Source organism: Sunxiuqinia rutila (assembly GCF_050589705.1).
GTDB classification, from domain to species: Bacteria; Bacteroidota; Bacteroidia; order Bacteroidales; family Prolixibacteraceae; genus Sunxiuqinia; species Sunxiuqinia rutila.
The window spans coordinates 20,562-33,451 of sequence record NZ_JBNGOT010000009.1 but is presented as its reverse complement, the minus strand read 5'-3'; the positions used below and the strand labels follow the sequence as shown (position 1 = coordinate 33,451).

General features: G+C 44.3%; 11 protein-coding genes and 1 riboswitch. Of the genes, 9 read left to right on the top strand and 2 right to left on the bottom strand.

The genetic code is table 11. From position 1 onward, the window contains the following. The first annotated feature begins 1 nt into the window (after position 1). Genes rfbA through ACRD6K_RS12705 form a run of 5 tightly spaced genes read left to right on the top strand, consistent with a single transcriptional unit; the run spans position 2 to position 4,858 of the window. A complete protein-coding gene (gene rfbA / locus ACRD6K_RS12725; protein ID WP_430973548.1) occupies positions 2-883 on the top strand; it encodes a glucose-1-phosphate thymidylyltransferase RfbA in 882 nt (293 codons plus the stop codon). A 15-nt stretch (positions 884-898) separates the two neighbouring features. Continuing rightward, entirely contained in the window at positions 899-1,447 is a 549-nt protein-coding gene (gene rfbC / locus ACRD6K_RS12720) for a dTDP-4-dehydrorhamnose 3,5-epimerase (protein WP_430973547.1), read from the top strand. A gap of 3 nt (positions 1,448-1,450) precedes the next feature. After that, positions 1,451-2,323, top strand: a complete 873-nt coding sequence (gene rfbD / locus ACRD6K_RS12715; RefSeq protein ID WP_430973546.1) for a dTDP-4-dehydrorhamnose reductase — start codon at positions 1,451-1,453, stop codon at positions 2,321-2,323. Between the two features lie 6 nt (positions 2,324-2,329). After that, complete coding sequence (locus ACRD6K_RS12710; protein WP_299580285.1) at positions 2,330-4,078, top strand: phospho-sugar mutase; 1,749 nt, start codon at positions 2,330-2,332, stop codon at positions 4,076-4,078. Positions 4,079-4,105: 27 nt separating this feature from the next. After that, a complete protein-coding gene (locus tag ACRD6K_RS12705) occupies positions 4,106-4,858 on the top strand; it encodes a 3-keto-disaccharide hydrolase (RefSeq protein WP_430973545.1) in 753 nt (250 codons plus the stop codon). Positions 4,859-4,935: 77 nt separating this feature from the next. On the opposite strand, the gene ACRD6K_RS12700 is transcribed toward ACRD6K_RS12705, so the two are convergent. After that, positions 4,936-5,466: a hypothetical protein gene (locus tag ACRD6K_RS12700; RefSeq protein WP_430973544.1), complete on the bottom strand. Its 531-nt coding sequence runs from the start codon at positions 5,464-5,466 to the stop codon at positions 4,936-4,938. A gap of 183 nt (positions 5,467-5,649) precedes the next feature. Then, positions 5,650-5,829: riboswitch (cobalamin riboswitch) on the top strand. Between the two features lie 111 nt (positions 5,830-5,940). Between ACRD6K_RS12700 and ACRD6K_RS12695 the strand changes: the two genes are divergently transcribed. Genes ACRD6K_RS12695 through ACRD6K_RS12680 form a run of 4 tightly spaced genes read left to right on the top strand, consistent with a single transcriptional unit; the run spans position 5,941 to position 11,807 of the window. Then, a complete protein-coding gene (locus tag ACRD6K_RS12695) occupies positions 5,941-7,989 on the top strand; it encodes a TonB-dependent receptor plug domain-containing protein (RefSeq protein ID WP_430973543.1) in 2,049 nt (682 codons plus the stop codon). Continuing rightward, positions 7,986-9,143, top strand: coding sequence for a YncE family protein (locus tag ACRD6K_RS12690; RefSeq protein WP_430973542.1), 1,158 nt, complete (start codon positions 7,986-7,988; stop codon positions 9,141-9,143). The genes ACRD6K_RS12695 and ACRD6K_RS12690 overlap by 4 nt, the downstream gene beginning before the upstream one ends. 17 nt (positions 9,144-9,160) lie before the next feature. Next, entirely contained in the window at positions 9,161-10,456 is a 1,296-nt protein-coding gene (locus tag ACRD6K_RS12685) for a PKD-like domain-containing protein (RefSeq protein WP_430973541.1), read from the top strand. A gap of 28 nt (positions 10,457-10,484) precedes the next feature. After that, positions 10,485-11,807: a DUF5074 domain-containing protein gene (locus ACRD6K_RS12680; RefSeq protein WP_430973540.1), complete on the top strand. Its 1,323-nt coding sequence runs from the start codon at positions 10,485-10,487 to the stop codon at positions 11,805-11,807. 106 nt (positions 11,808-11,913) lie between these two features. Here ACRD6K_RS12680 and ACRD6K_RS12675 read toward each other — a convergent pair whose 3' ends face one another. Beyond that, entirely contained in the window at positions 11,914-12,540 is a 627-nt protein-coding gene (locus ACRD6K_RS12675; protein ID WP_430973539.1) for a hypothetical protein, read from the bottom strand. Positions 12,541-12,890: the final 350 nt, after the last annotated feature.

The following is a 12,890-nucleotide window of genomic DNA, read 5'->3' as shown; positions in this document are numbered from 1 at the left end:
TATGAAAGGCATTATTTTGGCCGGAGGTTCCGGTACACGTTTATATCCAATTACGAAATCGATTTCAAAACAAATTATTCCGGTTTACGATAAACCGATGATTTATTACCCGTTGTCGGTTTTGATGTTGGCAGGTATTCGCGAAATTTTGATTATTTCAACGCCCCAGGATATTCCTTTGTATGAAGATTTGCTGGGCGATGGTTCACAGTTTGGTATTCAGCTAAGTTACGCAGTTCAGCCTTCACCCGATGGATTGGCCCAGGCCTTTGTGATTGGCGAAGAATTTATTGGTGATGACCAGGTGTGTCTGATTTTAGGCGATAACATCTTCTATGGATACAATTTCAGCCAGATATTGACTGAGGCTGGTGAGCTGGAAGATGGCGCTTTGGTGTTTGGGTATTACGTGAACGATCCGGAGCGCTATGGCGTGGTTGATTTTGATGAGCAGGGACAGGTGCTTTCAGTGGAGGAGAAACCCAAAGAGCCTAAATCAAACTATGCCGTAACCGGCTTGTACTTTTATTCCAACGATGTGGTTGAAAAGGCCAAGTCGTTGAGGCCATCCGCCCGCGGGGAGTATGAGATTACCGACCTTAACCGGCTTTACCTGGAAGAGCAACGGCTGAAGGTGCAGCTGCTTGGACGGGGATTTGCCTGGCTGGACACTGGTACGCACGATAGTTTGTTGCAGGCTTCCAACTTCATCGCTACCATTGAGCAGCGCCAAGGCTTAAAAGTGTCATGTCTTGAAGAAATTGCATTCAAAAAGGGATATATCGACAAAGAACAGTTGCTGAAACTGGCCGAACCTTTGATGAAAAACCAATACGGTCAATATTTATACAATTTGGCTCATAAGAAAATTGCATCGTTTTAAACAGAATTTGAATTCATGGAAATTACAGAAACACCAATAGCCGGGCTATTGGTCTTAACACCCCGCGTATTTCAGGATGAACGGGGTTATTTTTTAGAAACATTTAACGCTAAAGAACTCGTAAAGGCAGGCATAGACCGGCCTTTTGTGCAGGATAACGAATCGAAATCCTCGCGAGGGGTTATTCGTGGTTTGCATTACCAGCTGGCCCCGTATGCACAGGCCAAACTGGTTCGGGTTATTGAAGGTACTGTATTTGATGTGGCGGTTGATTTGCGCAAGGATTCGCCCACTTTTGGACAATGGTATGGCGTGGAGTTAAGCGGTGAAAACAAGAAACAATTTTATGTGCCTCGCGGATTTGCGCATGGCTTTTCGGTGTTGAGCGAGACAGCCGTTTTTGCGTATAAGTGTGATGGGTATTATCATCCACAGTCGGAACGGGGGATTTCATACAACGACCCGGAATTGCAAATTGATTGGCGGATTGACAAGCAAGAGGCATTAATTTCAGAAAAAGATCAGGCGAATCCCTTGTTTCGGGATGCCGAATACAATTTCTAAGCTATGAAAAAAATTCTAGTTACAGGAGCCGATGGTCAGTTAGGGGCAGCAATTAAAGCACTGGCAGCCAATTACAATGAATTTGAGTTTTTGTTTACAGACATCCAGGAGTTGGATTTAACCAACCAGGCCGCTGTGGCGATGTTTGTTGAAACGGAAAAGCCTGCTTATATCATCAACTGCGCAGCTTACACGGCTGTTGATATTGCGGAGAAAGAAGCTGATTTAGCACGGTTGATTAATACTAAAGTTCCGGCTTACCTCGGAAAAGTGGGGCAGAAGCATCAGGCAAGAGTGATTCATGTTTCAACCGACTATGTGTTTGACGGAACTTCCTATACACCCTACACCGAAAACGATTTGGTGAATCCTGAGTCGGTTTATGGCAAAAGCAAACTGAATGGGGAAATTGCATTGCTCAAAGAAGCCCCATCATCGCTGGTAATCCGGACTTCGTGGTTGTATTCCATTCACGGTAAAAACTTTTTGAAAACCATGGTGAAGCTGGGCGAGGAGCGCGATAAACTTCGGGTGGTATGCGACCAGGTAGGAACACCAACTTATGCCGATGATTTGGCAGAGGTGATTTTAACAATTATTTCAAAAACTGAAAATAAACTTTGTGACTGGAAGCCGGGAATCTACCACTATTCCAATGAAGGCGTGTGTAGTTGGTACGATTTTGCCAAGGCCATACACGAATTGGCGGGAATTTCCTGCCATGTTCATCCAATTGCTACGGAAGAATACCCAACGCCGGCAGCCCGTCCGCCCTACAGTGTGCTGAATAAATCCAAAATTAAGCGTATTTTTGGGGTTCAGATTCCATATTGGCGCGACAGCCTGAAAAAATGTATTACCGAACTAAAAAAATAGAAAGAGATGGCAACAAATAACGAAGTTCTGGACGCAGTTGTTAGTAAAGCAAAAACCTGGTTAAGCGAGGTGTATGACCAAGCAACAAGGGATGAAGTAAAACGCATGCTTGAGCAGGAAGACAAAACCGAATTGATTGACTCCTTTTACCGGGATCTGGAGTTTGGAACCGGTGGATTAAGGGGGATTATGGGAGCCGGCTCGAATCGAATGAATATTTATACCGTAGGTGCTGCTACACAAGGATTGAGCAATTACCTGAAAAAAGAATTTGCCGGATTGGAGCAGATAAAGGTGGCTATTGGTTACGATTGCCGGAACAACAGCCGGTTGTTTGCCGAAAAAAGTGCCGGTATTTTTGCTGCCAACGGAATTAAGGTGTATTTGTTTGAAGATTTGCGTCCAACGCCGGAGCTTTCGTTTGCCATCCGCGAATTGGGCTGTCAAAGCGGTATTATCCTGACCGCTTCGCATAATCCGAAAGAATACAATGGTTATAAAGCCTACTGGGAAGATGGTTCTCAAATTGTTGGGCCGCATGATGTGAATGTTATTCATGAGGTGCAGCAAGTAAAGGTGGAAGATATTCAATTTGAAGGCAATAAAGAGTTGATTGAGATTTTGGGTGAGGCGATGGACAATAAATTCATCGAGAAAGTGAAAACTGTTTCGCTGGCCCCCGAAATCATTCAAAAATACAAGGATCTGAAAATTGTTTACACCCCGATTCATGGAACTGGGGTGAAGCTGATTCCTCAGGCTTTGCGTGCTTTTGGTTTCGAAAACATCATCAATGTACCTGAGCAGGATGTGGTGAGTGGTGATTTCCCAACGGTGGTTTCGCCAAACCCGGAAGAGCCGGCTGCTATGGAAATGGCCATGAAAAAAGGCTATGAGGTGGATGCCGATGTGGTGATGGCTTCGGATCCGGATGCTGACCGGATTGGTGTGGCTGTGAAAAATGACAAAGGCGAATTTTTCATCATCAATGGTAACCAAACGGCTTTGTTGTTTATCTATTACCTCATCACCCGGATGAAGGAAAACAAGGCGCTGGAAGGCAATGAATTTATTGTTAAAACCATCGTTTCAACAGAGAAGATTGCTGAAATTGCCCAGAAAAATGGCATCGAATTTTTTGATGTGTATACCGGCTTTAAATACATTGCCGAAGTGATTCGTGAAAACGAAGGTGTGAAGAAATACATTGGTGGAGGCGAGGAAAGCTTTGGTTTTATGCCTGCCGATTTTGTGCGTGATAAAGACGCGGTTTCTTCGTGTGCACTGATGGCTGAAATTACAGCCTGGGCTAAAGATCAAGGCAAAACCTTGTTCGAATTGCTTAAAGATATTTACCTGGAATATGGCTATTCCAAGGAAAAAATGAAATACATCGTTCGTCCGGGAAAAACCGGAGCCGAAGAAATTCAGCAGATGATGGTTGATTTTCGGACCAATCCTCCCAAATCATTGGGTGGTGGTTTGATGAAAATCGTGAAAGACTATGCAGACTTGACAGAGCGAAACTTGCTTAGTGGTGAAAGCAAGAAAATCGATCAGAAAATTACGTCCAATGTGCTGCAGTTTTTCACGGAAGACGGAACCAAGATTTCGGTGCGTCCGTCGGGCACTGAGCCCAAAATTAAATTCTATTTTGAAGTGGCCGGGCAGCTTAATAGTCGCGAAGAGTTTGATACGGTCGAGCTGTTGGCTGAAGAAAAAATAGACGCGATTATGCAACAACTAAACCTGTAATTTTTTTAACCTAAACTTGAATAAACCATGAGAGAATTAGTATTCGTACTACTCGTATTGATGAGCATGAGCGTGTTTGCCCAGGAAGAACGACCAGCAATGGTGCCTGAAATGACTGAAATTTGGGATCCGGAAGTGCCCGTTGTGACACCTGGCGAAAAACCGATGGATGCACCCTCGGATGCCATTGTGCTGTTAGGAGCTGAACAGGCTTTTGGCTATGAATGGACCAATGGGAATGGCGAAGAGCCGGGCTGGGATTTTGAGAATGGTGTTGCAACAGTGAAGGGCGGCACTGGTATCATTAAGACCAAGCGTCAGTTTAAAGATTTTCAGTTACACCTGGAGTGGCGGTCGCCAGCCGAAGTGGTGAGCGAAAGCCAGGGGCGTGGCAACAGTGGCGTCTTTTTACAGGGCATTTACGAAGTGCAGGTGTTGGATAATTACAACAATCGCACCTATCGGAATGGCCAGGCCGGGAGTGTTTACAAACAGCATGCGCCTTTGGTGAATGCCTGCAAAGGACCGGGCGAGTGGCAAACGTATGATATTATTTATACGGCCCCACGCTTTAACGCTGATGGAACCTATTTTACACATCCGCGGATTACTTTAATTCACAATGGGGTGTTGGTACAAAACAATGTCATTGTTCGTGGTCCAACTGAATACATCGGCATTCCGGAATATGCCGTGAAGCCACATGGCGATGGTCCGATTATCTTACAGGATCATGGCAACCCAGTGAGTTTTCGCAATATTTGGATTCGGGAATTGTAGTATTGCAATAATTAAAGAAAAAGGGAGAACTATTAATAGTTCTCCCTTTTTTTATGCTGTCGTAATATTGCTCAAAACTAGGAGTTCAGATGCTTTCTGCTTTTGGCATTCAGGTAATTCCGTACTGGGGTATCAAAGGCAATCTTGATCAGGTAGCTAAGGCCAACCAGCAGAATAGTGCCTATGGTAATAACCAAAGTTGCTCTGTTTTGTCCGGATTGGTCTGTGAGAAATAGTTCCCCAAAATCCAGATAGCTACATCGTGGGTCATATAGAGCGGGTAAGATATACTTTCCTGAAAAGATGCATGCTTTCTCCATTTTTGGCGACAAGCTTGAGCCAGCACCAAGTGAAACAAGAAGTGGGAAAATAAGGACAATCACAAGCAACTCTGCAAGCCAGTTCTGTGGGAAGAAAGGCATTATAAATGTGAGTGACAAAAGGATGCTTAAACCGATGAATCCTGGTTTGTTTTTGATGATCCAGTTGTAGCGGTAAACCAACAGACTTGCCAGGAACGAGTAAAATAAGCGTGCGCCACCATGCCAAAAGTTATGGTCGCCCCAGCCTCCCGTCAGGTTGACTGCCTGGTAACTGACTGTTCCCAAAATAACACATGTTGCCGGGTTTTAAACGTTCCGGGCTTGAAGTTAAGATTTGTTGGATTGCTTTCGATTGTATGTTGTCTTCGGAGCGCTGTATTTGAGTGCACTAGGGAGATAATAAATTGTCGTTTGAGAAAAAGGAGGCCTAATTTCTTGTCGAACGGTTACTTTTATTAAAATAATACATACTTTTGTCGCATTGTTGGTGCTATGCATTTGCATAGCTAAGAGGGAATCAGGTGAGAATCCTGAACAGACCCGCTGCTGTAAGCTCGCGAAGGTCTTATGCGAAACAAACCACTGTGAATAACGGGAAGGTGCATAAGATGAGTAAGTCAGAAGACCTGCCAATACATTACATAGTTTTTAAACTTTCGGGGATTAAAGTTTAGAGATGGAAAGGTTCTTCTGCGGAACTGCTTTTCTGTTTTTGTATGTCTTTTCCTGAAAGTAGTAATAGTTAAGGATTAGCATCAAATGAACAGAAAATTCTTTTTTTTATTACTGCTTTGTCTCTTTCTGCCTTCTATTTTGGCAGCTCAAAGCAAGCTGGATAGCATTCAGCATATCCAGGAGGTGCTCATCGCCGCACCTCAGCCAACCTCCAAGTCAATTATTCCAGCTCAACAGCTTGACGGCAAGCAATTAAAAGCGCTAAATAGCTTTTCGGTTGCAGATGCTATCCGGTACTTTGCAGGCGTTCAAATCAAAGATTACGGTGGCGTTGGTGGCCTGAAAACGGTCAACGTGCGAAGCATGGGGACGAACCACATGGGCGTCTTTTACGATGGAATTCAGTTGGGAAATGCCCAGAATGGACAAATCGATTTGGGAAAGTTTTCCTTGGATAATATTGAAAGCATCTCGCTGTATAACGGTCAAAAAAGCGATATTTTTCAGCCTGCCCGGGATTATGGCTCTTCCGGAGCAATTTACCTCAAATTTCGGCGTCCACATTTTTCGGGGCAGGAAAAGGAGCATTTGAAAGCTACTTTTCGAACAGGATCATTTGACTTGGCGAATCCATCTTTTCTGTACGAACGCAAGTTGTCGGAAAAGGTAAATGCTTCAATCAATGCAGAGTATATTCACTCCTCTGGGAAGTACAAGTTCCGTTACAAGCGGGTTTTGCCAGGAAGCAACGAGGTGGCCTACGATACAACAGCTATTCGAAAAAACGGAGACATTCATGCTTTTCGGGTAGAAAGTGGCTTGTATGGCAGAACCGAAGATGGGCACTGGGAGGTGAAAACTTACTATTACGATTCGGAACGGGGGATTCCCGGTGCCATTGTAAACAATCGTTGGATGAATGCGCAGCGCCAGTGGGATACCAACTTTTTTGTGCAGGGAGGCTGGCGAAAAGTAATCACCGATCGTTACGATTTGATGCTCAAAATGAAGTATGCCAACGATCGCATGCGGTATCTGAATCCGGATACAACCTTGATGTATATTGACAATTCCTTTCGACAGCAAGAGGCCTATGCTTCCTTGGCTCAAAAATATCAACTCACGACTTATTGGGATATTTCTTTGTCAACCGACCTACAATGGAACTGGCTAAAGTCGGATCTGGAAGGATTGGTCTATCCAACCCGAAGATCAGCTTTGGTTGCTTTGGCTACGGCACTTGATTTGGGGGCGTTTAAGTCGCAGGCAAGTGTGCTGGGTACCTTTATCAATGAAAATATAACATCAGCAGAAAATAGCGACGGGCAAGCGGCAAGCTCGGCACCCAGCAAGGAGGAAATAACACCCGCTATATTCTTTTCATATGCTCCTTTTGAGAATCACGACCTGACTTTCCGGGCCTTCTATAAGCACATTTTCCGGATGCCTACGTTTAATGATTTGTACTACACCGACATCGGAAATATCAAACTGAAGCCTGAGTTTACGCATCAGTACAATGTTGGCTTTAAGTATGCTAAAACGATGGCGAATCGCTCCTTGGTTCATTGGGAATTGCAGGCCGATGGTTATTACAATGAGGTGACCAACAAGATCGTAGCAGTGCCAAAAGGAAGTGGCATGTACCGTTGGATGATGATGAACCTGGGGAAGGTTGAGATCCGCGGACTTGATGCGGTTGCTGCAGCAACTTTCGACTTGCCTTTTGAGGTTTGGCTGAACCTCAAAGGAACTTATACTTACCAGAAAGCGCAGGATTTTACTCCTCGAAAGAATCCGGATTTGGAGAAAACGACCTGGGGCGGGCAGATTCCTTACATCCCCTGGCACAGCGGTTCTTTTATTGCTTCGGTCAGGTATCAATCCTGGCAGCTGAACTACAGCTTCGTTTACGTGGGCGAGCGCTACCACAATTCGGCCAATATCCGCGAAAATTACGAACAGCCTTGGTACACGAATGATGTATCGCTTTTGAAGACGGTTGCGCTAAACGACTGGAGCTTAAAAGTGGCGCTTGAAGTCAATAACCTGCTGAGTCAGGACTATGAGGTGGTGTTGAATTATCCAATGCCCAAACGAAATTACAAATTAACATTAACCCTTGAATTATGAGCCGATTGTTATTAGGGCTGCATTGTTTGCTGTTGCTCGGCGCACTGTCGTCGTGTCGCGAAGAGGTTGAACTGTTTTCATCCGATGAAATTGACCTGGAAAAACCGGAGGAAACAACAGCGTATCGTGGTTTTTACCTTCTGAATGAAGGAAATATGGGGAGTAACAAGTCGACCCTCGATTTTTACGATTTTGATTCGGGAACGTATAGCCGAAATATTTATGCTGAGGTCAATCCGGATGTCCCAAAGGAGTTGGGAGATGTGGGCAACGATCTTCAAATTTATGGCTCAAAGCTTTATGCGGTCATCAATGTTTCGAATAAAATTGAGGTGATGGATGCTCAAACTGCCACTCGAATTGGACAGATTGAGATTCCCAATTGCCGCTACATTCAGTTTGAAGGGAAATATGCCTACGTTACGTCTTATGCTGGGCCGGTTGAAATTAACCCCGATTATACACAGCGTGGTTTTGTGGCGAAAGTCGATACAGCCACCCTGCAGGTAGTTGATGAGTGCTTGGTCGGATTTCAGCCGGATGAACTGGCAATTGTGAATGGTAAAATTTATGTGGCAAACTCGGGTGGCTACATGGGAGCCGGAAGCAGTGATAATTATGAACGTACTGTTTCGGTTATTGACCTGGAAAGTTTTACCGAAGAAAAGCGCATTGATGTGGCTGCGAACCTGCATCGGGTGCGCGCGGATCAGCGAGGAGACTTGTGGGTGAGCTCCCGTGGCGATTATAAAGAGCTGCCTTCCCAATTATTTTTTATCGATTCGGAAAAGCAAGCGGTAACTGACACCCTTGATGTTCCCGTGAGTAGCTGTTACCTGTCAGGAGACTCGCTTTATGTGTGCAGCGTTTCCTGGAGTTACATCACTTACTCCAATGAAATTACCTACGCCATTGTTAACACGAAAACACGCAAAGTCGTTACCCGCAACTTCATCACCGATGGAACGGATGAGGAGATTGAAATTCCCTATGGGGTAATGGTTCATCCCGTTTCCGGAGATATTTTCCTTGCTGATGCTGGCAACTATGTCACGCCCGGCATGCTGTACTGTTTCGACCGAAATGGAAAAAAGAAGTGGACTGTGCGCACCGGCGATATTCCAGCTCATTTTGCATTGCTGAAAAAAGACTAACCATCAACAAATTTTATATGATACGAAGAATCAATCGACCCGTAAGCTGGCTTTTTGTTGGCTTGGCTGCTATCAATTTAGTGGCTTGTAATGAGGATGACAAGAAAGAATTGCTTCCTCCCGAAGAAATTAAGTTGAACGACAATTATACGACGACTCGTTCAACGGTGCTAACCATTAAACCCGAAGTAACTGGCTACGAAGCGGCCACTTACAAATGGTCTTTAACGCAAACTCCGGAAGGGGCCGTGGACTCTTTGATTAGCGAAGAATTGGAGCTTGAGTTTATAACGATTCAGCCTGGAACCTACGCATTAAACCTGGAAGTGACTCAGGCTGGAGAAAAAGAGGATTTTGCCATTGATGTGCTCGTAGAGCAGGAAGCCGAAGCATTTAGCCCTTATTTAGCTGAAGTGCTCGATTATTTGCCAGGAGTTGGACAGTTTGTAAACAAGCTTCCAAGCTACGAAGAAGGGGATACCCAAGCAAGCATGATTGCAAAAACCAGCGATTTATTGGCTGGCGAAGATGCTTCGATGATTACCCTCGGTGGTTTTGGCGGCTATGTTACTTTTCGTTTTGACCATACGGTGGCTAACCTTCCCGGAAGACGTGATTTTCGGGTGAAAGGCAACGCATTTGGTGCCGCAGCTAACCCACAGCCGGATGCTCCCTTTGGTGGAAGCTGCGAACCTGGAGTGATTATGGTCGCTTATGACAAAAACCAGAATGGGGAAGCTGACCCCGAGGAGTGGTATGAAATTGCAGGAAGTGCTCATCATTCGGTAAGCTCCGAAGCTTGGTATTGCTTGGGAAAAGCTGCCGGTAATGATCTAGACATTATTCCGGGCTACGAGATTACCTATTTCCGCCCCACGGAAGAGCCAGACCAGGCAACAGAGGAGTACATCCGTTGGGAGGACAACCAGGGAAATTCCGGCTTTAAAGTGAAAAACGCATTTCACCGTCAATCTTATTTCCCGGCTTGGATCGAAAGGGATTCTTATACCTTGAAAGGCACCCGCTTGCCTGAGAATGGCATTGACGAAAGCGGGCAGGGGAACTACTATGTGTTGTATGGTTTTGGCTTTGGTTATGCCGATAACTATCCCAATGCACATGACAATTCGGCCATTGATATTGCCTGGGCAGTGGATGCAGAAGGAAATCCGGTGAATTTGCCAGGAGTGGACTTTGTGCGGGTGCATTGTGGCGTTAACCAGGAAAACGGTTGGCTGGGCGAGTGTTCAACTGAAATTGCAGGAGCCGAAGATCTTCACCTTTTGGGTGAAGTGATAGATTCTGAAAAATAGACAATCAAATAAATTATAAATAACAAAAATGAAAAACTTAAAACTACTAGCAATCGCAGGGATTGCATTGGGAATGTTCTCATGTTCGGATGATCCGGTTTTGCCCGAAGCTCCGCAAGTATCTATTAAAAGTATCAGCGGCTTGGAAGAAGTAGCCCAAAAGGATACGCTGGCCTTGGTGGCTACCGTCACCAGTTCGGCCGAAACAGACATTGCCTGGAAGATTAACAACGAAGAAGTGCAGGCTGGAGATACCTTGTTTTTCACTGCCGAGGAAATGGGGAACTACGAGATTAGCCTGAAAGCGGTTAATGCAGGTGGAGAGCATACGGCTACTTTTGCGGTTGATGTTTTTGGCATGTTTCGGGATGGTACTTTTGTGTTGAACGAAGGAAACATGACCTCTGAAAATGGAACGCTCATTTTTATCAGCCCTAAAGGCGTGGCGATCGATAGTGTTTACCAAAAAGTGAATGGCTCTGAGCTGGGGAATACAACCCAAGATCTTTTTATTGCTGATGGCAAAATGTACATCATCGCTCAAAACGGTGATCGCATGGGAGGAGATGGTATGTTGGTGGTTGCCAACGCTGAAACTCTGGAAAAAGAGACGGCCTTTTCAAATGAAGATTTGGCTGAGCTGAGCTGGGCATCGCATGTGGCTGTTATTGGCAATAGTGCTTACATCCGCGATAATGCCGGAGTTTATTTACTCAATCTTGATAGCAAAGCATTAAGTTTTATTGAAGGAACAGCAGGAGCAATGAAAAACCGGATGGCCGTTGCCAACGAGAAGGTGTTTGTTCCGGCTGGGAAGAAAATCCTTGTGTTGCAAAACGGTGAAGTGAAATCGGAAGTTGAATTGCCTGGAACAATCTCAGGGCTATTGTTGTCGGCTGATGATAAATTGATGGTGTCGTGCAGTGGAAGTCCTTCGTATATTTTAAAGGTTGATCCGGCTGACTACAGCATTATCAAGCAAAATGAAATTGCCGATTTCAATGTCAGTGCAGGATGGGGAGCAAGCCCGGCTATTGGAGCCAAAGGTGATACCGTGTATTTTGGCTCAGGAACCAAAATTTGCCAGCATATCCTGGAGACTGGAGTAACATCTGTGATGACTGATGTAAGCGAGCACATTGAGCATGCCGGAATTGTTTACAACAATTTGGGTGTGCATCCGACAACCGGAGAGGTGTTTTTTAATACGATGAAAGGTTATGGGATGGACTATTTAATCAATGATATTAGTGTGTTCAACTTTAGTGGTGAATCTCCCGAGATGGTTTATGATTTTAAAGATTACACCAACTTCCCCGCAGGTTTCTTTTTTACCGCAAACTACCGCTAAGTTTAGTAGTATAGATTTATAAGTTAGAAGAAGAGCAATCCGTTACGGGTTTGCTCTTCTCTTTTTAAGGGCAATTTTTAATCTTTAATCTCTTTTGTTGTGATGTTTAGTTACTGGATATACGCATTAAAGGTCCGTTGTTGCGCTTGAGGCGATCATTCAAAGTGAGGTAGTGTATAGCTAGCACCAGTCGAACCGTTGGTTGACTGATGTCGTATTTTGGATATTTTTTGATAACATGAGCGACCATGGCAGGAGATAAGTCACCGGCAGTTTCCAGGTCATAGTCGTATTTTAGCAGGGTTGGGTTTTGCGTACTCAGAGCTTCAAGCAGCCTCTTGTATTTGCCCTCCCGGTTCAGTTGTATCGTATTTATTGTGTCTCCTTCATGGGTGATGGCTTTGCTGCCGAGCCAGATTTCATCAAAAGTTTTCGGGTCAATTTGCTGATAGATTTTTTGCTGTTCTTCAAAATCAAGAGGAAGTTTAATTGCGCCTATTTTTTTCGTTTGGGCCATCTTTTCAAAAAATGCTTGGTAGGTTGATGGCAAATCCTCGGTGGTGCCCTTCGTGCTGATTTGTTTTTCAAAAAAGCCGACAAGGACTTCTAAATCGCGAATTTCATTTTGAGTAAAAATGGAGTCGATACTTGCATCGGAATTCAGATTGTCTGGGGTTGCTTGTATTTGGGTGAACGAAAAAAGCAAGCCGAGTAGCAGCAGTAAATTTTTCATGATCGATACGAACTTGTGATTTTGAGTGCAATATAAGGATTAAGTTAATTTGTTAAGGAATAGAGATTCCTAATTTTTCACCAATGCTCAATGTTTATCGGGAGTTTATTAGAATTGAGAGGTGTTTTTGACAAACGAAGGTGAAAATTGGTAGCATGGTAGTTATCAAAACAATGTTATTGAACATAGATTCGCTATTGACTTTTTAGTTTGAATGACATAATTTGCATATAAATTCAATGCTTCGGTATTGGATGACGTTTTAAGTAGTTGTGCACAAGATTGTTTTTTTGAGAATAGAGAAATATCAGGCGACGAATTTTGACCAATTGACTGCTTATGGGAAGAAG